Genomic DNA, 24410 nt, shown 5'->3' with positions numbered 1-24410 from the left:
ATCGCATGAGTCCCGTTATCTTATGGGGATATAACCCACCTGTTCAACGACATCTTGCCCGGATTTCGATAAAAGAAAGGCGATAAAATTACCCACCGCCGGGGAATGATGGTTGGGCACAATCAGACTAAGTTTACGGTGAATGGGATAACGACCATTGCGAATATTCTCAGTGGTAGGCATGATGGCTTGTCCATTAATCATCACCCCCAAGGGACGCACTTTGTCATTCAGCCAAGCGTGAGAAAGCATGCCAATGGCTTGATCACTGCGGGCGATAATGGCTTGTTCTTCATTGTTGGAGCCAGTAACGATGGCAGCGCCCGGAGCTCTGGCATGGGGATTTCCCAAAACTGCCTGAGCAAAAACATGGCGAGTACCACGCCCGGATTCTTTATCAATGACCAAGATTTGAGCATCTGGCCCGCCTACTTTTTTCCAGTTGCGGAGTTGCCCCCGGTAGATGGCGGCGATTTGGGCCAAGCTCAATGCTTTGACGCCGTGGCTTACTATCGCTTTGGAAACCGCTACCGCGACGCCATCGTAAGCGATGGGTATTAATTTTGCCCTGGTTTTTAATTGTACTTGCTCTGTGGCAGTAGGTAGGCGGGAGGTCATCCCCAAGTCCGCACTGTTCTGGAGAATGGCGGCAATGCCAACGCCTGATCCGCCTCCCGAAATGAGAATTTCCAGATCAGGGTGGGTTTGACGATAGCGTCTGGCGGCCTCCGAAATTAAAGGAAGTAGCGTGCTGGAACCGACGATACGAATGGATTCTTTTCCCGCAGCCGGAAAAACCATTCCAATCAAAAGGACAGCGAGAAAAAATAGTTTGTTCATCGATCTTTTACCCTGACATTTATTTACAACCTAAATTTTGCAAAAGATTCGAGCACTGAGCGTGTCTATCAAAGCCTTAGGCAAGTCGGTTTTCGCTTAGGCGTAGCAGCGTTACGTTGAACACAAAGCCGGTGAACGCAGCGCGGAATAAGATTTTGACAGACAGTCCAGTGGCGGATTGTTTGCAAAATTCAGGTACTATTTTGTCGCTATGGGCGGCGTGACCTTACGCAATGGACTGGAAAAATAAAGGGTACTTTGAGATTCAAAGCACCCTTTTTTGAGAACGGGAAAAAACTTATTTCAAGGCTTGGAAAATCAATGAGTGTGCTTCTGATTCCAAGGTTTCCAAGCGGTTATTTTTTTTGCACTGAGCATTGATTTCATCCAAATCGTTCAAAGCCATGCGTAAGACTTTTTCCGTAATCCCAGGGCAGGTCCCTTCAATTTCCATGAGGTTGGAATGGGGCATGGCATAGACCAGCCGGGCGATGTGATTGGCGACAATGGAAATAGTGGTGGGATGGACCCTATTTCCTGTGATTTGCTTGAGCGCCAAGACGGTGGCCGTATAGGAATCGCCACAGCCGGTGGCGTCTTTGTGATGCAGGTCACAGCCGGACTCTTGAAGCAACTGATCGATTTTTTCGCCCCGCTCCTGATCAATAATCGGAATATAATATTGTACTTTTTTCTTTATCTGTTCCTTTTTGTCTTCATATTTGAAGCTGGCGATGGTGGGGTTGGAGCCATCGGTAATGAAGACGCTTTCGCTCACGCCAAACTTGTGCAGGATATCCGCCAGGCGTTGGGCGACGATGCGGCGTTTGATCGGGTTTTCCGGTAATACCAGGCTTTTTTCCGGCTCATCCAATTCGGTTTTGAAGATCCCGAAAATCCGCACAAAACTGCTGCCACCCAATCCGAAACGGGTTTTTTTATTACCGTCGTCATAGGTTTCCAGAAATTGCAGTAGCACGTCATCGTTTCGAATGTAGGTGGAATTGGATTTGCGAATCCATGCCAAGGCTTCCCCAAGATTCAAGGTCATGGTTTCACAAACGCCAATGGGAGAAGCGTAGCGATCAATGCCATCGCGAATTTGATTGGAACCCACGCTCCAGACGATGGAATGATCCACTAGATCGTTTCTGACGCGGACGGCGACATCCCAAAAAATCCGTTCGTCAGGCTGGTTATGAAGGAGCAAGAAACGTGGGGTTTGGATAGTGGGGATGGAGCGCTTTTGATTGACCTCTCCATAAGGCGTGCTGAAATAGATTTCCTCCCCGGTTTCTTTATTCTTAATGAAAACCGAACGCCGGGGACTGCCCTCCACCCACAAAATTTCCAGGTTAGGAAAAGGCTCGGCTTGCTTGTGCACAGTCTGGATTTGATCTTCTGACAGGGTCAAGTACAAATAGGACCTGACTACTTGCTCTTCGGGCAATCCCAGGGCACGATACAGCGCCAGATTGATGATAGCGCTATCAACCGTGGTGTTGAAGGCGCCTCCACCCAGGCCGCGATGAATTTCCACCAATTGTTTTGGAATTGCCAAGGTAATATCGACGGGCTTTTTATCGTCGGAAGTAATCGTAAGAACCACTTCTCCATTTTTTTCATTGATATGGATGGCTTTGGCAGGCAGCTTGGGAATACCTTGGGCTATTTTTTCCTGAATGCTGGCTGACCTTGAATTGAGCACCTGTTGGCCCAAATCATTGAAGATGTCATCAGGGACTTCAACTCTGATATCTTCAACCGTGCCGCATTCAATAGAAGTCGATACGGCATCATAGTTACCTTCCTTTTCAGCCACTATCCCTTTGAGTCCCTCGGGAACTTGAATTGTTGTAGAAGAGTTTGAAAAACTGGAAGTGTTAGATCCGCCTTGCATCGTGCCTTTTCCTACTTGCCAAATAGTTAGAAGAAGAATTTTACCACTTTCAAACGGCTTGTCTTCAATTAGCAAACTGCGGCGGTATTTTCTATAGGGAAATAATTAGGAAACAGCGGTGCTTTGCCGTTCGGCTTGCAACCATGATCTGCATGGAATCCTCGTAAAGAGTTGTGGGGCAACATTTTCTGAAAGGGTTACCGTATGAAAATTCTTGCTGTATGATTTTCCTTACAAGCGTAAGGTAATGGCTTTTAACCAGACATTTAGGAGGGCAAGGATGAAAAAGCAATTGAGATTTTTGTTCTTAGTGTGTTCTATTGCGGGCTATTCCGCGATTACTTGGGCACAGCCATCCATCGGTATTTTTGCTGATAAAAATTATTATATTTTAAGCAGTGATGAGCAACTTAATGTTTCCATAGCAGGGGAAGGTGATGCACAACGAGAGGTTGTCGTCGATGTTCATTTGGGCTTGATTGGGCCAGATGGCAAAATCTATGAATATCCCGATTGGAATACGCAGCTAAAACCATGGTTGCCTTCGTTCAGGGTGCCTGCTGGCTTTAAATATGAGCCTCATGTTTTCTTCAACCTGCAACAATTCCCCCATTTGAGTGCGGGGCCATGGCGAGCTGCCGCTGCCGTAACCAAGCCCGGCACGCTGGAAATTATTTCATTTGCCAGCCAGTGGATAAATGTCATGGTGCCTGATTCTGCTGGCAGCCGGTTTGGCTTTTTGACAATGAACGATTCCAAGGTGGGGCAAACGATTTCCCAGAATGCCTCTGGCAGCTTTATTGAGTTCAATTTTGGCGGGCAGCTGGATCCAGATAAAATTGATCAGATTATAAAAAACATGGCTGCTAGTAGTGTGCCTATTGATCAATGCCAATATACTGAAACCAAAAGCAAATTTGATCCCCTCAATCCATTGCCAGGAACATCGCCGGTTTTTCTGGATGCGGGAGAAAAGCTCACTCTAAGTTCCGAAGGGGGGAATACAGTGGATGTGCCCGTGAATGATAATTTAAAAGCAGCCGGGTTTTTTATTTATCAAGCGGATCTACCTGGAGGTTTTTATGAGGGGCAGGGCAAATATACGTTTGCGGGTGAAGGCGGAAGCCAAATTGGCCCCTTCTCGACCACATTACGCGCGCCCGCGCCTCTCGTTTTGACTTCTCCGAACTTTTCATCGGGCGTATTTCTTCATCCTGCCAGTAGTGATTTGGCGTTGCAATGGAATGGACAGAATAGTCAGGGGTCTTTAGATGTAACCGTCAGCACCAGCAGTTTTGATATTGGCAATATCGGTGGAGATGTCGTCGTCAAAACCATTCGTTGCCGATTTGTGGATGACGGGCAAGCGTCCATACCGGGAGCGCTGCTTTCCCGGCTGGACAAGCAGTTTGGTCCGGCCACTTTTAATGCCGCCAGAAGCCGTCAAACCGCCTTTAATACCGAGGATGGCGCATTGGATTTTGGCCTTTATTCCATCAACACGAGTGTGAGTGGATCTTTAGCACTGCAATAAGTTCTGGCCACATAAGGCGCCTTGAAATTTTAAGGCGCCTTTTTACAGGGGAAAGCTTTTGTCCCAGTTCATTTGGCCGAGACAGTTCTTAGGCGATGATTTAATAGAAGCGCCAATGCTGCGGAGGTAACAAATACAGCGGCAATAGAAGCTTTCAATACATCAGGAGGAAAAGGAATAAGGTAAAAAGTAGAAACCGTTTCTAAAAAAATCAGGGCAAGAATCAGCGCAACGAGCCATTCCCGCCGCACCCAAGAAGCAAACCATGCTCCGAAAGGGGCGCCGAAGATCACCACCGGAAAAGCAACCCACCACCATTGCCACACTGGCGCGGGAATGTTTCCTGTCAGGGCATGCAACGAAAAACCATAAAGCGACACCAACCCCATAATCACCACGGAAGTCGGCGTGGCGATTTTTTCGTTGATGCCAAAGGCCAGGGTCAATACGATAAATTCCGCTAAATCCACGCCGGAGCCGGTTTGGGCGGCGAATATTCCGCCCATGACGCCCGCGAGAAAAACTGCCTTCGCACTCGCTTCAGGCAAGTGACCTGGGGGGGGGTCTACAGGTAAATTTTTGCGGGATAACAATAACGTAACGCCAAAAGTAGCCGCTGCCAAACTAAATAAAACCCGTGGATAGGGATTGGGCAAGACAATCCAAAAAGTACCCAAAGTGACTCCAAGAATACCACCCAATACTGCCCAAAAAACAACCCGCGGCAAGAAAACGATGCCTTTGGACCAAATGTACACCGACGCCATAGTCATGCCAACCGATTGGATCATAAAGCCAAAGTTGCGCGAATTCTCTGCTGTGATATGGAGAATTTTGGTAAACACCGGGAAAGCGATCGCGGCACCGCCTTGTGGCGTGGCACCGGCAATGAAAGAGCCCAACGTCATGGTCAAGGATATTGGCCAATGCTGATTTATCCAAGACCAGTGCTGATAATAAGTCATTCGTAAAATCCAGAATAACAGCAGACATAAAACCAATAGGTTATAGAGCCGCCTGGGTTTTAGTGGATAACGCTTGCGTGGGAGGCACTGGTTCATTGTATGACACGAAGGTTCATCTATGGTGACTATGGTGAGGGTAGCGCTTTCAATGCTTCATAAAAAAGCGGTACAATTTCATGGAAAGATCACTGCTTGAATCCCCGCTGGAGGCTATGTCCAGACAGCAGCCTTCCTTCACAAATACATTCCATATTTCTATTACGTTTTCAAGGTGACAGAAAAAAATAGGGTTGGAATTGAAATTTAGCAAACAAAAAGGAGAATCTGCATGAGTAGTCAGCCACAATTAGAACCGATTGACGTTGAGGTCCTATTGGAGCTGTATCGGCAAGCGTGCATCAATGCTCGTGAGCACATCGAACTACGCTACAAGCGCTTCGCCCTATTCGTTGCGATTACCGCCATCATAGGTGCGGCTACTTTTTCCATTACCGACCTTCACCCTTATCATATTTATGTGGCAATTTTCGGAATTTTAATGACGATTTTATTTTGGATTCTCGATCATCGCACCCGCCTGTTTTATGAAGTCAAATGTCGCCGGATTCTGGCCTGCGAGAAATTGCTGGGGGTGACTGAGTATTTTGTTCCTTATACCGAAGAAGCGCCGCCGGGCATTCCCATGCGCATATTGATGCACTTGATTTTCGCCACGGTGCTGCTGGGATGGATCACCATAGAAGCATTATTTATTTTTCAACCCTGATTAATTTCATCAAAGATCGATCGCCTTTTTTGAAGGCGCTTTTGGTTCCTGTTTCGGCAGGGATTTTTTCAGCTCTTTTTGTAGTCGTTCCATTTCTTGTTGCAGCTTGGGGATGACGTCCTTCTGCATTTTTTCCTCAGCTTCTTGCAGCTGCCTGGCAAGTTCTTCGAGTTGCTGTTGAAACTGCTTGAACTGGGGGGATTCGGGCAGTTTTTCCAGCTCCCCTGTCAACCCTTTTAGCTGCCACTCCAACAGCTTCAAGCCTTCCCCAAAACCTTTGAATAAAGGCCCGAACAACGAAACCGGCTCGCTCCCCTCCACCAAGGCGCCATCTTCAATTGGCTTGCCACCGTTGCCGGGCTCAATCCAAACCACCCGTTTGCTGGGATTTTTTGGGTCGGGTCTGAGCGTGAATTCACATTGATCGGTTACCTGAGACCGGTATTGCTTGCCAATTCGAACCGCTACCCAAAAGGTTCCATCTTCCACCTGATCGATATCTTCCACCTCACCAACATGCCGTCCCGCCAACAACACCTGGTCTCCAACTTGAAGTCCCTCAACGTGACGAAACCGGATCTGAAAGCGCAGATCTTGCTCAATACACGCTGTGATAAGCAAGGCAATGGCAAATAGGGATAAAACCAAAGAAATTCGTCGCATTATTGAAAATCTGTGTAATTTGAGTGGGAGTTCAAGTGTAACATTCACTTTGCATTTTCTCTTGTTTTTGGGTTTGAGTCGCCGACTACGTCATTTAAATAAACACGTAAAGGATTGATTGAAGGGGCGGATGGTCTGATTCGAAAGCCTCGCCGGCAGGGAAGCCGGCGTGGAGCCTACAGGGGCGAGCCGGACCGAAAGTCCAGTGGACTTTCGCAGCCGGCGAGCGCCCGAACAGGGATGTTTGGGCAGGGCTTTCTTGCACAGCAGGATTGCGCAGCAAGAAAGTATTCACGGCGTTTTTCGAAGCAGACCATCCGCCCCGGCTTGAATAAATGACAGGGCCCTGCCGGTCTAATTCAAAGCCGCCTTTTTATCCAGGCACAGCAAGTGGCAGCTATCTCCTCCCAGACTTCTTGCTCGCTACGGCCCAGACGCTTCAACACCTTGAAAGAATGATCGCCCCCTTCGATTTCGTGCAAAGTGACTTCCACAGATAGCTTTCCAATCACTTGACGCAAAAGGCTCAGATCGCAAAGCCGGTCGCGGGTGCCCTGGATGAATAGCATCGGCCGAGAGATTCGTTGGAGGTGGTCGGCCCGGAGTTTGTCGGGTTTGCCTGGGGGATGCAATGGGTAGCCGAGAAAAATCAGGCCATCGCAGGACTCACCTTCGGCCACTAAAAGCGAAGCAGCCCTTCCGCCCATGCTTTTCCCTGCAAGTAACAAATGCCGGGGAGATAAGATAGGGTCTGACCGTACAGCATCAATGACGGTCTTCCAGGTATCCAGTAATAAAGGCATGCGATCGGGTGCCTTACGCCCTTTTTCCTTATAGGGAAAGTTGAATTTGACCGTCAGGTTCCCACATTTGGCCAAATTTTCATGGACGAAACCGATGAACGGGTGATGCATGTCACTGCCTGCGCCGTGGGCAAGCAGCACGGCGCAGCGATTGTCATAATTTTCCGGAATGGCCCAAATGGAAGTGATGTCGGTGTCTGGTCTTACGGTAAGCTTTCGTTCCATCATATTCATGGTTTTTCCGCCAAAAAAATTGCCCGCCTTGGCGCGGGGTAGCCTTCCACGGTTAAATTGGGGTGCTCGGGATCGAGGAAATCCGGCAGTGATTGGAAGCGCATCCAATCGGTGGATCGTTGTTCATCGGTTGTGGTTTTATTCACATCAATACAGCGGATGTGATGAAATCCCACCCGCTTGAGCCATGTGGCCAGGGTAGGCACGCTTGGAATAAACCAAACATTACGCATTTTCGCATAGCGATTTTCCGGTACCAGTACTGAACCCTCAGCACCTTCAATTACCAATGTTTCCAGAATCAATTCTCCGCCCTGGCGCAGGCAATCCTTGAGCCGGTAGAGGTGGTCAAAAGGCGAACGGCGATGATACAGCACCCCCATGGAAAAGACGCTGTCAAAAGCCTGCAGATTTGGCGGCAGGTCTTCCAAAGTCAAAGGCAGCAGATCTACGGGCCAATCGCCCGCCAGTTTTTTCAAAGCGAGAAATTGGGTGACATAACGGGGCCCCGGGTCAATGCCTATGACGTGTTTTGCACCCGCCCCCAACATCCGCCAGCAATGATAGCCATTGCCCGCTCCCACATCCAGCACTCGCCGGTCGTGCAAAGGTTGAATGGCTGATTCCAACCGCGCCCATTTGAAATCCGAGCGCCACTCGGTATCAACAAAAATGCCAAATATCTCAAAGGGACCTTTGCGCCAGGGATGAAGCTTGTGTAGTTGTTGCTCAAGATTGTCCCTGACAGTTTCATCTAAATCCCCTTGCTGACCGATTTTGACGACCGGACAGTCAAACGCTACCTGCGAAGGTTCAACGGGGGGCAGGTTCTGCACCAATGCCCACCATATCGGGAGCTCCCTATGCCGATTGGGGTTGAGCGCTTGTTTTATTTGCTCCGGCAGTGCTTGCCGCCATTTTTTGAGGGCGGGGAAGTCTTGGTGGATAAGGGATTGATAGGGCGTCAAAAAATCATGCGCCAGTGGATCCGTCATAGTTCAAAGGCTGGATTACTTCTCAAAAATGATGTCGCAAGACCGGAAGCTGTTTTCGATAAGCTTCAGCATCACCATAGTCCAGGAAAATAGGATAGCGGCTATGAAAGGTTTTGAGCTTCTTAGCGTGTTTAATGGGACACCAGTATTGTTCCGTGCGCGCCGCTACCTCTTGAACATAGGCAATAAGGCCATTGAAATAACCGCAATAAACGCAATTGAGTTTTTCCAACGCATTGAGATAAGGCAGGTAGTGCCGGTCGATGACGATGTAATCACTGCGTTTGACTTTGGGAATGCCCCAAACCGGGAAACATACCGCATGATAAAGACTCACCCAGGCATCCAATAACACGGCGGGCACAATGCAGGAATAAATCAACGGCGCCGTCAAAAAATGCTTGGGGTGGGCGCCAACAATGTAGCGAAATAAGCTTTGCAGGTGCGCTTTTTGAGCCTCGATGGCACCCTGTTCGAAAATCACCCGGGTTCGATCCAGCCGATAAGCGAACTGGCGCTGTTTGGCCTCCAACTCCTTGACAATTTCCTCCTGCAAGGCGGTCATTTTTCGGTAAAGCTCGGTTAATGTGTCATTCATGGAGATCTCATGTTCATAAAAAAAAATTCAATGTAACCCGTTCCAAGGCGACTGTCGAACCCTTAAATTTTATCTCAATGGGGACATGGATCGGCTTTTGGGAAACGCCGTTAACGCATCCTTGATGGCAGCCATCCAGGCTGCCAACATTCCAAAAGCCGGTCCATGTCCCTTTCTAACATTACCAATTGGAATACACTCTAAAAGTCACTACTTCAATGCAATCAGTGACATGAAATTGAAGTATTGGAACCAGACTTCAGCGCTACTGTATCCCGCCTCGGTTAAACGGTCTATGTGGACTGGCAGGTTTTCCGGAATCAGGACTTTTTCCAAGGCGCTGCGTTTTTGGCTGATTTCCAGGTCGCTATAGCCATGCGCTTTTTTGAAGGTGTAATGCAGCTCGTCAAATAACAGCTGTTGTCTCGGTTCCGGCAGCGAAATTTTCTCCGACAGGATTAAAGCCCCGCCAGGCAGAAGCCCCTGGTAAATTTTTTGTAAGAGCACCATCCGGTCTGCTAGCGGAATGAATTGCAGAGTGAAATTCAAGATAACCAACGAGGCATTTTGGATTTCGATATCGCGGATATCGGCGCAAATGAGCTGGATGGGCAAGGAAGCCCCTTGGTTTTGGAGCTTTTTCTGAAAACCGGTCAACATTGGCCAGGCATTGTCCACGGCAATTACCTTACAGCCTTGTGCTTTTTGGGCCAGGGCAACCGCCAAACTGGCGGCACCCAAAGAGCAACCCAGGTCATAACAGAGGCTGTCAGGCGGCATCACCTTACGGGCAATCAAGCCGATGGCATCAACAATGGTGCGATAACCGGGTACTGAGCGATCTATCATATCCTCGAATACCGCGGCTACCAGGTGGTCGAACTGAAACTTGGGAATATTGCCCAAGGGCTGGGCAAAAAGTCTGTCTTTTCGGTGTTTGCTCACGACGGCTATAACCACATAAGTTGTGATATTATTTGGAAGATTGGAGCCATCATCAACCTACAGGGGGACGTCATGAGTAGCGTGGATTTGCAAAGGGTTAAGGATTATTTGTTGGAACTGCAAGACAGCATTTGCCAATCTTTGGAGAGCGCAGAGCCTGAAACAACATTTCAGGAAGAAACCTGGCAGTATGAGCAGGGCAAGGGTGGTGGACGCACCCGGGTCATTGAAAATGGCGCGACCTTTGAAAAAGGCGGCGTCAATTTTTCCCATGTCATCGGGGAAGGATTGCCGGCGGCGGCGACCGCCCATCGTCCCGAGTTGGCTGGGCGGGGTTTTCAGGCAGTCGGTGTTTCCCTGGTCATTCACCCCCGCAATCCATATGTGCCGACTTCCCATGCCAATGTGCGTTTTTTTCTCGCGGAAAAGCCAGGGGAAGATCCGGTTTGGTGGTTTGGTGGCGGCTTTGATCTGACGCCTTATTATCCCTTTCACGAGGATGTGATCCATTGGCACCAAACGGCTTTGGAGGCTTGCCAGCCTTTTGGCGAGGCAGTCTATTCCAAGTATAAGCAATGGTGTGATGAGTATTTCTTTCTCAAGCATCGTGGAGAAACCCGCGGCGTGGGCGGCTTGTTTTTTGATGATCTCAATGAGTGGGGATTTGAACGTTGTTTCGAATTCATGCGCTGCGTTGGCGATCATTATATCCCTGCCTATCTTCCCATTGTCGAAAAACGCAAGAATCATGCTTTTGGGGAAAGGGAGCGGGCGTTTCAAGCACTGCGGCGCGGCCGCTATGTAGAATTTAATTTGATTTACGACCGGGGGACCATCTTTGGGCTGCAGTCGGGCGGAAGGACTGAATCGATCCTCATGTCCCTGCCTCCGGTTGCCAAGTGGCGCTACAATTGGCGGCCAGAACCAGGCACGGAAGAAGCGAAACTATACGATTATTTACGCCCGCGGGACTGGTTGGGGGAGCGCTGAGGCCTTGGCCCCGTTTTTGAAAGCCTGGCGGTTGCGCTCCGCCAGGCGATCTATCAAGGCATCCAGGGAGCCGGTTTTTGCGATTTCCTCGCCAAAACTGGTGCGGTAATTTTTTACCAAGTCCACGCCGCTGATGATGACATCATAGACTTTCCACTCGCCGTTTTTGCGGATCATCCGGAAATCCACGGGCACTGGCTGGCTGCCCGGTTGAACGAATTCGGTGCGGACGATCACTTTCTTTTTATCGGGCGCCCAATTTTTCAAAGGCTTGAAGCGAATGTCCCATTCGGCATATTCGCCGTAAGCCGTTGCATAAGTGCGGATGAGCATGGTTTTGAATTCTTTTTTGAAGCGTTCTTTTTGCTCAGGCGTCGCTTTGCGCCAGTGTTTACCTAGGACGAGTGCGGCAAAACGGTCAAAATCCACGTGGGGTTCGATATGTTTTTCAACAATCTCCACCGCCTTGGCAAAATCTACCTTGTAATTGATTTTGCGCAGCTCTTCCTGGATTTTATCGGAGGTTTCCTGAATTAATTTTTGAGGTGGCGCCAGTGAAGCGGCCTCCACGGACACTGCCCACAAAAGCATCCCTGCCAGAAATAAAACCCATCCATTGTTCGCCAAAAGGCGTTTTGTAAAATTAATCATCAATTAAAGCTCCTGAAGTCTCCCGAAGAATCCATTTTTGTTTATCATAACCTTTAATAGCCACAATAAACCAGTATAAATCAGACCTTGCCAATATGACTTTACCTTCTTATCCTAGCCCATTTTATCCGCAATTGCGGATGCGGCGCATGCGCCGGGACAACTTCAGCCGCCGTTTGATGCGTGAACATGTCGTCACGGTCAATGACTTGATTTATCCGGTTTTTGTTTGCGAAGGACAACAGGTGCGCGAACCTGTGCCTTCCATGCCAGGCGTTAACCGGCTTAGCCAAGACCTGTTGCTGGAAGAGGCCGTGGGTCTGGTGAATTTGGGGGTTCCGGCGATGGCGCTGTTTCCCGTGATCTCTCCCGAGAAAAAAACCGAGGACGCCAAAGAGGCCTACAACCCGCAAGGGTTACTGCAAAACACCGTGCGCCTGTTGAAATCTCAGGTGCCAGAGTTAGGTATCATCACCGATGTGGCGCTTGACCCGTTCACTTCCCACGGGCAAGACGGCTTGATTGATGAAAGCGGGTATGTTTTAAATGACGAAACCGTCGCGGTTTTGGTGAAACAGGCATTATCCCATGCCGAGGCCGGCGCTGATATCGTTGCCCCTTCGGACATGATGGATGGCCGCGTGGGCGCGATTCGCACAGCATTGGAAGCGCAGCACTTTGTGCACACAAGGATTTTGGCGTATGCGGCAAAATATGCCTCCCATTTTTACGGTCCTTTTCGGGATGCGGTAGGGTCTTCAGCCAATTTGGGAAAAGGCAATAAATTCAATTATCAAATGGATCCAGCCAATAGTAACGAAGCGCTCAGGGAAGTTGCTTTAGACTTGGAAGAAGGCGCTGATATGGTCATGGTCAAGCCGGGCTTGCCCTACCTGGATGTGATTTACAGGGTCAAGGAGCGGTTTGGCGTGCCTGTTTTGGCTTATCAAGTCAGCGGTGAATATGCCATGCTCAAGGCTGCGTCGGAAAACGGCTGGCTGGAAGAAAAGAAAGTCGTGATGGAATCACTATTGGCTTTCAAGCGCGCTGGCGCGGACGCAATTTTAACGTATTATGCCAAGACTGTTGCCGGGTGGCTGCAGGATGATCCATTGGCCAACAACATTTGGGAATAACATGCACGATAACGACGCCAACAACAATAATCATGCAGTTGAGGAAAAAGCGCCGCCGCCGGGGATAATCGTATGGCTGGATGAGGCGGTTCTAATCCTGTTGCTGTTGTTTTCTATCGGTGGAGCAGTCGTGGGGGATTTTTCCCCGCAAGATGCCTATCTCTATTGGCTACTAATGATACCCATCTTCGGGCTGGGCTCCATGATAGCCGGTTGGGCCCAGGCTTCCCTGCATGGACACGTGCGGGGGCAGTCCCTGGGCGAATTATTCATGCTTCAGCTTTTGCATTGGGGCGGCGTATTTTTTACCGTGGTCGGGGTCTTTTTTCTACTCCATTTACGGTTTCTGGATGGCAAGGCCGCTGCCTTGGTGATTTTATTGATTTTGGCATTGGCCACCTTTTTGGATGGTATCCGCATCGGATGGCGGTTTAGCCTCGCTGGTGTATTTTTGGGGACAACGGCCATGTTAACCGCTTATCTGGAGCAATTTCTCCCTTTGGTTATTCTACTGGCGGTAGCGCTGATCCTGTTCACTATCTATTGGGGAAAACGGGAAAGACAGATGCTTGAAGCCGAAAAACACCATGAAAAAGCCTGATCATTACGCGGTTTTCGGCCATCCCATTGCCCACAGCCTTTCCCCATTAATTCATACCTGGTTTGCGGAGCAAACCGGAGAAGGTATCCGCTACACCAGTCAGGACGTACCTCCCGAATGTTTCGAAACCGCTGTGGGCGCTTTCCGGGCTGGAGGCGGGTTGGGGTTGAACTGCACTGTCCCGCTCAAGGAGCTGGCTTTTCGCCTGGCCGATGCGTTGAGTCCCCGCGCGCAAATGAGTCATGCGGTCAATACCTTGGTCTTCCGCAAGGATTCTATCCTGTTTGGGGATAATACCGATGGCGTCGGTTTGCTGCGGGATCTAACGGAAAATATGGGTGTGTCTCTGTCCAATAAACGTATTTTAGTGATTGGGGCCGGAGGCGCCGCGCGGGGAATTTTGGGGCCTTTATTGGAACAACAGCCAGAACTTGTGGTCATTGCCAATCGCACGGAAGAGCGGGCCGTGGCTTTGGCGGAGCAATTCTCATCGTTAGGAAAGATTCAAGCTTGCGGTTTTGCGAAGCTTAAGGATCAGCAGTTTGATTTGATTTTGAACGCCACTGCCGCGGGATTGCATGGCCAGATACCGCCATTGCCCAACGGATTGATTGCCCCGGGTGGGGTTTGTTATGACCTTATGTATGGTGAAAAAGCGGTTCCATTCCTCGAATGGGGGCGGGTTCAAGGGGCGGAAACTGCCGTGGATGGTTTGGGTATGTTGGTGGAGCAAGCGGCGGAAGCCTTTTGGCTGTGGCGGGGTGTGCGCCCATCAACAGCCCCTGTCATTGCCCGTTTGCGCGAGCGGAAATGATATCAAAACCGATGCTCACATTGTTTTGCTATCTTCACTAATCGCTGTGGTTTTGCCTGCGGGACCAGGCTTTTGAACGTGACCAACGTCTCTCTCAATTTTCTTTTTCGTCCCTTTCTCATTGTCGGCGAAATCATTTTTTTTATCGCGCTTTTCATATCGCTGTCAACGCTATTGCGAGAACATGCCAGGCTTTCCCATGTAGAGCAGGTGAAAGCATCAGGAAAACTTCGGGTATTAACCCGTTACGGCGTGACCACCTATTTTGAGATGGGAGAAGAATTCGCAGGTTTTGAATACGAATTGGTAAGCCGGTTTGCTGAGTGGCTGGGGGTCAAGCCGGTTTTCATTGTTCCCGAGCGCTTTCCTGAATTACTGGCAAAAATACTGGCGGGGGAAGCCGATATGGCTGCCGCAGGATTGACAATTACCGAAGTTCGCAGCCAATACTTGCGATTCTCCTCCCCTTATCAAAAAGTCACCGAGCAATTGGTCTACCGGGACAGTCAGCGTCGTCCCCGTTCCGTTGCCGATTTGCAAAATGGCATTTTGGAAGTGGTGGCGGGATCCAGCCATGTGGACACCTTGCAACGTTGGCGGAAAAAGTTTCCGCAGCTTTCCTGGATAGCCAATCAAAGCCACAGCTCCGAAGCGTTGATGGATTTGCTCAATGAAGGATTGATTGATTACACTGTCGCCGACTCCAACCAGCTTGCCGCCCTCAGACGGTTCTATCCCAGATTGAGGCCCGCCTTTGATCTCAGTGCGGAGAGAGCGTTGGCCTGGGCATTTTCCAAGCGGCATGACGGAACGCTTCATCAGGCTGCGGTTGTGTTTCTGGAAGAACTAAAACAAAACAAAATTCTGGATCAACTGCTGGAGCGCTATTATGGCCACGTGGAGCGCATGGAATATGCGGATGTCTGCACTTTCCGAAAACATTTCAAAGAGCGCCTGCCCCGCTATCTTGCCTATTTTAAGGAAGCCGCTCAAAAATTTGACATGGATTGGCGCTTACTGGCCGCGATTTCCTATCAGGAATCCCACTGGAATGTGAAGGCACTGTCTCCCACCGGGGTGCGCGGATTGATGATGCTCACCCGCAAAACCGCCAAGCAAATTCATGTGGCTGACCGACTGGATCCGCGCGAAAGCATCTTGGGCGGCACCCGGTATCTGGTGGCGTTGAAAAAGAAAATTCCCGCCAGAATCCCCGAGCCAGATCGTACCTGGTTTACGTTGGCCGCATACAATATCGGCTTTGGTCACCTGGAAGATGGGCGGGTGCTGACCCAATCCCTGGGAGGCAATCCCGATAAGTGGATGGACGTAAAAAAACATCTACCCCTGTTAGCCAAGAAAAAATGGTATCAGCGCACCAAGCATGGCTATGCCCGGGGTTGGGAACCGGTGCGCTATGTGGAGAATATCCGCAATTTTTATGATTTGTTGATCTGGCTGACGAGCAAGCCCAAAACCCGCTCTTTGGAGACAAAATTATCCCCGCCTGAAAAAGAAAAGGAATCTTCTCCTATACCGACGCAAACGCCCGCGCCTATTTGATTGTCAGGATCAACGGCACAACAGAATAATCATCGCCGCATAGCAAAAAAATCCTTTAGAAGCTGCCCGCATTCTTGCGCCAAAACGCCACCAAGGACTTGGATTCGGTGGTTGAGATTCCGCGAGTCATGCAGGGAAAAAACACTGCCAGCGGCGCCTTGCCTGGGATCCGGCGCGCCATAGACAAGCTTGCCGATACGGGCGTGAATCATCGCGCCCAGACACATGGGACAAGGCTCCAAGGTAACGTAAAGCGTGGTATCGGGTAGGCGGTAATTTTTTAAGGCAAGGGCGGCGTGGCGCAATGCCACAATTTCCGCGTGGGCAGTAGGATCATGGCTTGCAATGGGCCGATTAAACCCTTCGGCAATCATTTCCCCCCGTTTAATCAAAACGGCGCCCACCGGGACTTCTCCGTGCCGCTTTGCTTCTTCGGCCAGCGCCAAAGCCCGCCGCATCCACATTTCATCCCGGGGGGTGATGCCAGTCATATTTGCGATTATTCTTAAAAAGATTACGCGGCTTTAAGTTTTTGAGGTTTGAATTAGATGTTCTTGTCTTCCTTGCGGCTGTTGGCGGCCTGGATAGATGCCATCAAGCTTCTAGCTGGAAAAAATTAACGGCGTACATTAGTTCACCTATGCGTTAGGTTACGGCGGATCAGTTTCTTCGCCTGCTTTTTCGATCCCCGGCCCAAAGTCTCGAACGGGTCGAGGGCGGAAAGGCCCACTTGCCCGGAGGGCGCGCGAAAAAGCTGGCTGAAGAAGGTTTCGTTCCATGGGTCTTTCCTATCGACTGTGTCGGCGTAGGCCCATGACGAAGATGGCCAAGCCCGTCAGCAGGAAGATGCCGCCGATGACCAGGCCTAGGTGGTCAACTAGGCGGGACAGTGCCGGCCGGTCCGGGCGCTCCACCAGGTAGCGCTGGTCCGGCTGCTGCGGGTCATAGCGTACCGAAAAGCGCTCGCCTATGCGCCAGCTGCTTTGTTGCGGTGAAGAGAAGCCGGCCTGCACGCGCACTGTGTGACCATCGGCAGTGGTCCATTCCAAAACCGGGATATAGCTGATGGGGCTCGTAACCTTTTCCCTATAGCTGTCGATCTCCACTACTCGCGCCGAGGCACGAAGGCCATATTCGCGCAGCTCGCGCAACTTGTCCATCTCCCGCAGGCCGGCGGTGCTCGCGATCACGCCCAGCGCTATCATCAATGTCCCCGTCACCAATGTGCGGCCGTGCATCGCCCTTCTCCTGTAGTGTGGTTCTAGTAAAATAAGTACCGCGCCATCGTATGTCAAGCTTTCCACCAGCGCTACTATCCACCCGCTTCGGCATGCAGCGAGAATCTGGCTACCTTGTCGCCAAAGGGTTCATCACAGGCCAGCGTGTTTGCCGGGTAAACACCTTATGCCCTGCAGCAGGTGACCGAACTCGCTCGCATTTGCGTCATTGGGCAGCGCTGCGCCCTCGGCCATACACCATGCGCCACAATTCAGACAGAAACCACTATTCTTGCAGCTATATCTTCATCACTTAACGTCTGATTGCGAGATCTTGAAGTCCCAGGCCAAAATGCTGGCCCGTGCCAATCACTCCCACTCAATAGTCGCCGGTGGTTTGCCGGAAACGTCATAGACGACTCTGGAAATGCCTTGGACTTCATTGATGATTCGCCGGGAAACCACGTCGAGAAAATCATAGGGCAGGTGAGCCCAGCGGGCGGTCATGAAATCGACGGTTTCCACGGCGCGCAGGGCAATCACATAGTCGTAACTGCGCTTGTCGCCCATCACGCCGACAGAGCGCACGGGAAGAAAGACCGCGAACGCCTGGCTGACTTTGTCGTAAAGGTCGTGCTTGCGGAGTTCCGAGATAAAAATATCGTCCGCCAGGCGCAGGATGTCGGCTTCCTCCCGCCTGACTTCGCCCAATATACGCACGCCAAGGCCGGGACCGGGAAAGGGATGGCGGTAAACCATTTCATAGGGCAGTCCCAATTCCAGGCCGAGTTGGCGCACTTCGTCCTTGAACAGTTCCCGCAAAGGTTCGATGAGTTTCAGTTCCATGCTGGCCGGGAGTCCGGCCACATTATGATGGGATTTGATGAGATTGGCCTTGCCGGTTTTGGCGCCGGCGGACTCGATAACATCAGGATAAATGGTTCCCTGGGCCAGCCATTGCACGTCTTGGAGTTTGCTGGCCTCTTCCTCGAAGATCTCGATAAACAAGCGGCCGATGATGGCGCGTTTTTCTTCCGGGTCGGCAATCCCTTTTAACGCTTCGAAATAACGATCCGCGGCATTCACCCGGATCACGTGTACGCCCATGTGTTTGGCGAACGTTCCCATCACTTGATCGCCTTCGTGCAGGCGCAAAAGGCCGGTATCCACGAAGACACAGATGAGCTGGTCGCCGATGGCTTTGTGCAGCAGCGCGGCTACCACCGAAGAATCCACACCGCCGGACAGGGCCAGCAGCACTTTTTCCTTGCCCACTTGGCGGCGGATGGTTTGAATGCTTTCTTCGATAATGTTCTCTGCCAACCAGACCGGCTCGCACTGGCAGATTTCCAAGGCGAAGCGGGCCAGGATGCGCTCCCCTTGGCGGGTATGGGTGACTTCCGGGTGAAACTGCAAGCCGTAAAAATGCCGGGATTCGTCCGCCATGCCGGCAATCGGCGCATCATCGGTGGTGGCGATCACCTTGAAACCCGGTGGCAGTTCAGTGACCCGGTCGCCGTGGCTCATCCATACATCCAACAGAGCATCGCCATCAGGCGTGGTGTGATCTTCAATGCCCTCCAGCAGCGGTGAATGGCCACAGGCGCGCACCTGGGCATAGCCAAATTCCCGTTTGCGGGAAGATTCGACCTTGCCGCCAAGTTGGGCCGCCATGGTTTGCATGCCGTAACAGATACCCAGCACCGGCACCCCCAATTCAAAAACCACCTGCGGAACCCGGGGGGTGAAGTCCTCGGTAACCGTTCGCGGTCCGCCGGAAAGAATGATGCCATTGGCCTTGAAATCCCGGATGGCTTGTTCATCCCAATCGTAGGGATGGATTTCACAGTAAACCCCAATTTCCCGCAGCCGCCTGCCGATAAGTTGGGTGTATTGCGAGCCAAAATCCAGGATCAAAATTTTATAGGCGTGAATATCCATTTGCTTCAATCCAGCCGGTAGTTGGGGGCTTCTTTGACAATGGTGACATCATGCACGTGACTCTCCCGCACCCCTGCGCCGGTGATGCGGACAAATTGAGCCTTTTCATGCAGTTCGGCGATGGTGCGGCAGCCGGCATAACCCATGCTGGCGCGGATACCGCCCACCAATTGATGGATGATATTAACAACACTGCCCTTGTAGGGAACGCGCCCTTCGATACCTTCAGGCACCAGTTTTTCGATGGCGTCGGCGTCTTCCTGGAAATAACGGTCACTGGAACCCTGTTGTTGAGACATGGCGCCCAGGGAGCCCATGCCCCGGTAGGTTTTATAGGAGCGCCCCTGATACAGCTCCACCTCGCCGGGAGCTTCCTCGGTACCGGCAAACAGGCTGCCCATCATGACGCAGTGGGCGCCGGCGGCCAAAGCCTTGGCCACATCGCCGGAATAGCGGATGCCACCATCGGCAATCAGGGGAATGCCACTGTCTTTTAAAGCTTGGGCGACATTGGCAATGGCTGAAATTTGGGGAACGCCCACTCCTGCCACCACCCGGGTGGTACAAATGGAGCCGGGACCAATGCCGACTTTGACGGCATCCGCGCCTGCCTGTTTTAGCGCCAGCGCCGCCTCGCCCGTGGCGATATTGCCGCCAATCACCTGAATTTGGGGGTAGTGCTGCTTGATCCAGTGCACGCGGTCCAGCACCCCTTGGGAATGGCCGTGGGCGGTATCCACGACGATGACATCCACGCCGGCATTCACCAATGCCGCGACCCGCTCCTCCGTACCCGCGCCCACGCCTACCGCGGCGCCAACCCGCAGTCGTTCCTGCTCGTCTTTACAGGCACGGGGATAATCCTTGGCTTTTTGAATGTCTTTGACCGTAATCAAGCCGCTCAATTGAAAGGCATCATTCACCACTAGAATTTTTTCAATCCGGTGTTGGTGCAGCAAGCGAATGGCCTCTTCTTTCGGCGAGCCTTCCTGGACCGTGATGAGCCGTTCTTTGGGCGTCATTACCTTGGCGACGGGTTCGTCAAAGCGGGTTTCAAAACGAAGATCCCGGTTGGTGACGATGCCAATCAAATGATTACCCTCTTCCACAACAGGAACGCCGGAAATATTCTTGCTGCGCATCAGTTCAATCACTTCCCGGATGGTGACATTGGGTGATACCGTAATCGGCTCTTTAATGATGCCGCTTTCGTATTTTTTTACTTTGCGGACTTCAGCTGCCTGCTGCTCCGCAGTCATGTTTTTGTGGATAATACCGATGCCACCCTCCTGGGCCAGGGTGATGGCAAGGCGGGCTTCTGTCACCGTATCCATGGCGGCGGACAGCAAGGGCAGATTCAGTTGAATCTTGCGGGTTAACTGGGTGGTCAAATCCGCCTCGCGGGGTAGCACGTTGGAATAGGCGGGAACCAGCAGTACGTCGTCGAAGGTAATAGCTTCTTCTAGAATGCGCATAAGTATCGTACCATGGCGTCAAGTAAATCTGATTATTATACCTGATTGAATCATAAGGTTAATCGACAATGCCGCCCACCTTCTATTGGTATGATTATGAAACCTTTGGCACCGATCCCGCCAGGGACCGGCCTGCTCAGTTTGCGGGGCTTCGCACCGACGAGGATTTGAACCCCGTGGGCCGGCCGCTGGTGTTATATTGCCGCCCCGCCAATGATTTTCTGCCCCAGCCGGAAGCGTGCCTTATCACCGGCATCACGCCTCAGCAGGCGCTTGAAAAAGGTGTGTGTGAAGCAGAATTTATCGCTCAAATCAATGCGGAATTTTCTCAGCCTGAGACCTGCGTTAGCGGCTACAACACCATTCGTTTCGATGACGAAGTCACCCGTTATACCCTTTACCGCAATTTAATGGATCCCTATGCCCGGGAATGGCGCAATGGCAACTCCCGCTGGGATCTGATTGATGTCATGCGCCTCACTTACGCCCTGCGCCCCGAAGGTATCGTTTGGCCGGAGCGGGATGACGGCGCCCCCAGTTTCAAGCTGGAGCATCTCACGGTTGCCAACGGGATCGAACATCATGGTGCCCACGATGCCTTGGCGGATGTGGAAGCCACCATTGCCTTGGCTCGCCTGCTTAAAGACAGGCAACCTAAACTCTATGAATTCTGTTTTCGTCACCGGCGAAAAAGCGAGGCATGGAAATGGCTGGACTTAAAGGACATGCGTCCGGTCCTCCACGTTTCTGAGAAATATCCGGCCAAACAAGGTTGTTTGGCGGTGGTGGCGCCATTGGCGCTGGATCCAAACAATCCCAATGGGGTTTTTGTCTATGACCTGGCAGTGGATCCGGCACAGTTTCATCATTTATCAGTGGACGATCTCCGGGAGCGTTTGTTCACCCGCCGGGAAGATTTGCCCGAGGGCATGGAAAGATTGCCGGTGAAAACCGTCAGGGTAAATCGCTGCCCGGTATTGGCCCCGCTGGAAGTATTACGCAAACAGGATCAACAACGGTTAGGCATTGAGCTTGCCCAATGCCTGCGCCACCTCGAGGCATTGAAAAAACACCGGGGTTTTTGGGAGGGAGCGCTCACCGAACTGTCCCAATCACGTGAAATGGAAACACTCTCAGATCCCGATTTGATGTTATATAGCGGTGGTTTTTTCAGCGATGCTGACAGGGCCAGGATGGCGCGGATACGTGCTTTGCCGCCGGAGCGTCTTGGTCGTTTGGCATTGGAATTTGACGATCCCAGGTTGCCGGAAATGGTTTTTCGTTACCGGGCGAGAAATTATCCCGATACGTTGAATCCGGAAGAGCAAAACCGTTGGCAACACTTCCGCCGCCAGCGTTTGCTTGACCCCAGCGGCGGGGCCAGTATTGTTTGGGATGAATTTTGGGCGCGGCTGCAATCATTGCGCCGGGATTCAGAGACTATTCAGACCCATAAGGCTATTTTGAAAGCACTGGAAGACTATGCACGGATGCTGCTTCCCGATATACATCCATTGCCTTCTGACTAAAACCCTGTCATGATTTTCACTTTTTAGTCGAATTCGAATGCTTGGAGGAGATATGCGTAAACTTACTGCTTTGTTCCCATTACTGGTTTTGTTCTGGATGGCCTCAGCCCAGGCACACGGTCCGGTACGTCAAAAGATTCAGGAAGCGATTGATATCAACGCGCCGGCAGATAAAGTATGGGAACTGGTCAAGGATTTTTGCAGTATCGAAAAGTGGCACCCCAAAGTGGTGAGTTGCACGGCAGAAGGCGGTAATGAAAAAGGCGGCAAGCGGATTTTGAAGCTGGAAGGCGGCGGTGAGGTTGTCGAAGAGCTGAAAAAATATAATGCCGACAAAATGATGTATTCCTATAAGATTAAAGACATGAGCGCCGCCAAGAAAATAGTCCACGCCAGCCAGGAGATTGAAGTGCCAGTTTTGCCAGTGGCGAACTACTCATCGACCTTTCAGGTCAAAAAAAGCGGCGATGGTGCCAAGGTGATTTGGAAAGGCGCTTTCTATCGTGCTTACATGAATAACAATCCGCCCGAAGAAATGAATGAAGATGCTGCCATTCAAGCCGTCACTGAGTTGTATAAAAGCGGTTTGGAAAATTTGAAGAAACTGGCTGAAAATTAACACCATCATGATAAGACATTTGTTTCACCCTATCGGTATTGTAGTGGCGGCGTCAGCCGCCCTCTTTTTTTGTGCCCAGTTGGCGCAAGCCAAACCTTATGCCTTTGTTACCAATCAAAGCGACGATAGTGTGACGGTGATTGATACCGACGGCAACAAAGTCGTCACCACCATAAAGGCGGGTTCCAAACCTTCCGGCGTGGCAGTCAGCGGGGATGGATCAGTTGTCTTGATATCCAACCCGGCCAGCAAAGATGTGACGGTGCTTGATGGCAACAAGCTCAAAATCATTGGCACTATAAAAGTCGGCGAAGGCCCCTTGGGGGTGGCCATCGACCAAACTGGAAAACGCGGTTACGTGGCTGATTGGTACGAGCATTATGTTTCCGTTATCGATATCCCCAAAATGAAGGTAATTGCCAAGATTCCGGTGGGGAAATCGCCTTCAGGCATTGAAGTCAGCCTGGATGGCAAGCGGATTTACGTGGCCAACCGGGACAGTGATTCGGTCTCTGTGATTGACGCCCCAACGCTCAAAGTCGTTGCTACACGCAAAGTGGGCAAACACCCTTTCGGCATTACCCTGGATGAAACCCATCATCGACTGTATACCGCCAACGTCATTAGCAATGATATTACCGTGCTGGATTCCAAAACCCTGCGTCCTGTCACCACCATTGCCGTAGGGGAACGGCCCTATGCGATTGCTGTCGCCGGCGGCGGTAAATGGGTAATGGTAACGAATCAATACGACGATACGGTTTCAATTATCAATGCGGAAACCTTGAAAGTCGTCAACACGTTGGATGTGGGTGAATATCCCGAGGGTATTGCCACCCACCCAGATGACCGCCGGGTTTATGTGGCGAACTGGTTCAGCAATACGGTTTCCGTCATTGATGCATTGAAACAAAAGCCGTTGCAAACCATTCCCGTGGGGGATGGAACCCGCGCGTTTGGCCGCTTTATTCCGTCTCAATGACTGAGTTGGACAGACTGAAACAAGCGGCGGATATCCTGTTACGATTGGAGGCGGAATTGCGCCGGCTGGGGTTGTGGCAACAAAAGCCTCCCTCTGCGGAAGCGCTTGCCAGCCAGTTGCCCTTTTGTTGCGATACCCTGGATTTTCATCAGTGGTTGCAATTTGTGCTCATAGAGCGCATGAAGACCTTGATTGAAGCTGGCCAGCCACTGCCCACCCAAAGCGGCATAGCCCCATTGGCGGAAGAGTGGTTTGCCGGCACAGACACCGATAGCCGTCAGTTAATCAGTCTATTAGAAGAATTCGATAACTTATTGAGCAAGCAATAGTCTATGGCCAGCAAACCTGAAGAACTCACCATAAATTACACCGATGGGGATATCCAGACCGTCAAGGAACTGGATAAAGTCATCCTTTCCAAAGGGGCGTGGACGACCATCTTGTTCCGATACCAGGATTGGGATGCCCGCAAGCAAGAGTATGGACCGGAAAAATTTACCATCCGCCGCTACCAAAAGCGTGATGGGGAATATCAACAGCGCTCCAAATTCAATATTTCCAGCCGCGAGCAGGCGAAAAACATTATTGCCGCTTTACAACAGTGGCTGGATGAGGATCAAGGGTAACTGGACCAAAGGTGGGATGATCC

The 24410-nt window shown here is 51.1% G+C and carries 24 protein-coding genes and 1 pseudogene; 12 read left to right on the top strand and 13 right to left on the bottom strand.

All coding sequences use genetic code 11. The annotated features are described in order from the left end of the window. Positions 1-15: 15 nt before the first annotated feature. On the bottom strand, positions 16-840 hold the full coding sequence (locus tag AXA67_00255; GenBank protein KXJ41275.1) for a hypothetical protein: 825 nt from the start codon (positions 838-840) through the stop codon (positions 16-18). Between the two features lie 298 nt (positions 841-1138). Next, positions 1139-2740 (bottom strand): hypothetical protein, encoded by a 1602-nt coding sequence (locus AXA67_00250; protein KXJ41274.1) that lies wholly within the window; start codon positions 2738-2740, stop codon positions 1139-1141. Positions 2741-3020: 280 nt separating this feature from the next. On the opposite strand from AXA67_00250, the gene AXA67_00245 reads away from it, so the two are divergent. Further along, positions 3021-4274, top strand: coding sequence for a hypothetical protein (locus AXA67_00245; GenBank protein KXJ41273.1), 1254 nt, complete (start codon positions 3021-3023; stop codon positions 4272-4274). A 68-nt stretch (positions 4275-4342) separates the two neighbouring features. On the opposite strand, the gene AXA67_00240 is transcribed toward AXA67_00245, so the two are convergent. Next, entirely contained in the window at positions 4343-5239 is an 897-nt protein-coding gene (locus AXA67_00240; protein KXJ41272.1) for a hypothetical protein, read from the bottom strand. Positions 5240-5567: 328 nt separating this feature from the next. Here AXA67_00240 and AXA67_00235 point away from each other — a divergent pair, with 328 nt between their 5' ends. Next, positions 5568-6005: a hypothetical protein gene (locus AXA67_00235; protein ID KXJ41271.1), complete on the top strand. Its 438-nt coding sequence runs from the start codon at positions 5568-5570 to the stop codon at positions 6003-6005. A 9-nt stretch (positions 6006-6014) separates the two neighbouring features. On the opposite strand, the gene AXA67_00230 is transcribed toward AXA67_00235, so the two are convergent. The 5 genes from AXA67_00230 to AXA67_00210 form a co-directional block, all read right to left on the bottom strand. Continuing rightward, the gene (locus tag AXA67_00230) at positions 6015-6653 is read right to left on the bottom strand and encodes a hypothetical protein (GenBank protein ID KXJ41270.1); all 639 of its coding nucleotides are present in this window, start codon (positions 6651-6653) and stop codon (positions 6015-6017) included. A gap of 374 nt (positions 6654-7027) precedes the next feature. Next, positions 7028-7705: a hypothetical protein gene (locus AXA67_00225; GenBank protein KXJ41269.1), complete on the bottom strand. Its 678-nt coding sequence runs from the start codon at positions 7703-7705 to the stop codon at positions 7028-7030. Continuing rightward, the gene (locus AXA67_00220; protein ID KXJ41268.1) at positions 7702-8700 is read right to left on the bottom strand and encodes a tRNA 5-methoxyuridine(34) synthase CmoB; all 999 of its coding nucleotides are present in this window, start codon (positions 8698-8700) and stop codon (positions 7702-7704) included. Before AXA67_00220 ends, AXA67_00225 begins: the two co-directional genes overlap by 4 nt. Positions 8701-8722: 22 nt before the next feature. Further along, positions 8723-9298, bottom strand: coding sequence for a hypothetical protein (locus AXA67_00215; GenBank protein KXJ41267.1), 576 nt, complete (start codon positions 9296-9298; stop codon positions 8723-8725). 210 nt (positions 9299-9508) lie between these two features. Further along, entirely contained in the window at positions 9509-10243 is a 735-nt protein-coding gene (locus tag AXA67_00210; GenBank protein ID KXJ41266.1) for a tRNA (cmo5U34)-methyltransferase, read from the bottom strand. 72 nt (positions 10244-10315) lie between these two features. Here AXA67_00210 and AXA67_00205 point away from each other — a divergent pair, with 72 nt between their 5' ends. Next, positions 10316-11233: a coproporphyrinogen III oxidase gene (locus tag AXA67_00205; protein ID KXJ41265.1), complete on the top strand. Its 918-nt coding sequence runs from the start codon at positions 10316-10318 to the stop codon at positions 11231-11233. Here the strand turns inward: AXA67_00205 and AXA67_00200 are convergent. Further along, a complete protein-coding gene (locus AXA67_00200; protein ID KXJ41264.1) occupies positions 11201-11884 on the bottom strand; it encodes a hypothetical protein in 684 nt (227 codons plus the stop codon). The two genes, AXA67_00205 and AXA67_00200, sit on opposite strands and share 33 nt — an antisense overlap. 95 nt (positions 11885-11979) lie before the next feature. On the opposite strand from AXA67_00200, the gene AXA67_00195 reads away from it, so the two are divergent. From AXA67_00195 to AXA67_00180, 4 genes and pseudogenes are all read left to right on the top strand, one after another. Beyond that, positions 11980-13020 carry a delta-aminolevulinic acid dehydratase gene (locus tag AXA67_00195; GenBank protein KXJ41263.1) on the top strand — a complete coding sequence of 347 codons (1041 nt, stop codon included), beginning with the start codon at positions 11980-11982 and terminating at the stop codon, positions 13018-13020. A 1-nt stretch (position 13021) separates the two neighbouring features. Further along, positions 13022-13621, top strand: coding sequence for a hypothetical protein (locus AXA67_00190; protein KXJ41262.1), 600 nt, complete (start codon positions 13022-13024; stop codon positions 13619-13621). Further along, entirely contained in the window at positions 13608-14435 is an 828-nt protein-coding gene (aroE, locus tag AXA67_00185) for a shikimate dehydrogenase (GenBank protein ID KXJ41261.1), read from the top strand. The genes AXA67_00190 and aroE overlap by 14 nt, the downstream gene beginning before the upstream one ends. A gap of 78 nt (positions 14436-14513) precedes the next feature. Further along, positions 14514-15926, top strand: a pseudogene (locus AXA67_00180) (murein transglycosylase). A gap of 101 nt (positions 15927-16027) precedes the next feature. Here the strand turns inward: AXA67_00180 and AXA67_00175 are convergent. From AXA67_00175 to AXA67_00160, 4 genes are all read right to left on the bottom strand, one after another. Further along, on the bottom strand, positions 16028-16489 hold the full coding sequence (locus AXA67_00175; GenBank protein KXJ41260.1) for a hypothetical protein: 462 nt from the start codon (positions 16487-16489) through the stop codon (positions 16028-16030). Between the two features lie 297 nt (positions 16490-16786). After that, complete coding sequence (locus AXA67_00170) at positions 16787-17236, bottom strand: hypothetical protein (GenBank protein ID KXJ41259.1); 450 nt, start codon at positions 17234-17236, stop codon at positions 16787-16789. A 348-nt stretch (positions 17237-17584) separates the two neighbouring features. Continuing rightward, positions 17585-19156: a GMP synthase gene (guaA, locus tag AXA67_00165; protein ID KXJ41258.1), complete on the bottom strand. Its 1572-nt coding sequence runs from the start codon at positions 19154-19156 to the stop codon at positions 17585-17587. Between the two features lie 5 nt (positions 19157-19161). Then, positions 19162-20631 (bottom strand): IMP dehydrogenase, encoded by a 1470-nt coding sequence (locus AXA67_00160; protein ID KXJ41257.1) that lies wholly within the window; start codon positions 20629-20631, stop codon positions 19162-19164. 68 nt (positions 20632-20699) lie between these two features. On the opposite strand from AXA67_00160, the gene AXA67_00155 reads away from it, so the two are divergent. The 5 genes from AXA67_00155 to AXA67_00135 are packed head-to-tail and all read left to right on the top strand — an operon-like array spanning position 20700 to position 24387. Beyond that, positions 20700-22160: an exodeoxyribonuclease I gene (locus AXA67_00155; GenBank protein ID KXJ41256.1), complete on the top strand. Its 1461-nt coding sequence runs from the start codon at positions 20700-20702 to the stop codon at positions 22158-22160. Positions 22161-22212: 52 nt separating this feature from the next. Next, on the top strand, positions 22213-22779 hold the full coding sequence (locus AXA67_00150; GenBank protein ID KXJ41255.1) for a hypothetical protein: 567 nt from the start codon (positions 22213-22215) through the stop codon (positions 22777-22779). A 43-nt stretch (positions 22780-22822) separates the two neighbouring features. Further along, on the top strand, positions 22823-23761 hold the full coding sequence (locus tag AXA67_00145; GenBank protein KXJ41349.1) for a hypothetical protein: 939 nt from the start codon (positions 22823-22825) through the stop codon (positions 23759-23761). Beyond that, on the top strand, positions 23758-24090 hold the full coding sequence (locus AXA67_00140; GenBank protein KXJ41254.1) for a pseudouridine synthase: 333 nt from the start codon (positions 23758-23760) through the stop codon (positions 24088-24090). The genes AXA67_00145 and AXA67_00140 overlap by 4 nt, the downstream gene beginning before the upstream one ends. Before the next feature lie 3 nt (positions 24091-24093). After that, positions 24094-24387 (top strand): hypothetical protein, encoded by a 294-nt coding sequence (locus tag AXA67_00135; protein KXJ41253.1) that lies wholly within the window; start codon positions 24094-24096, stop codon positions 24385-24387. Positions 24388-24410 lie beyond the last annotated feature (23 nt).

This window comes from Methylothermaceae bacteria B42, assembly GCA_001566965.1.
Classification (GTDB): domain Bacteria; phylum Pseudomonadota; class Gammaproteobacteria; order Methylococcales; family Methylothermaceae; genus Methylohalobius.
The sequence above is the reverse complement of the archived record's forward strand: the minus strand, read 5'-3'. Positions and strand labels throughout refer to the sequence as shown.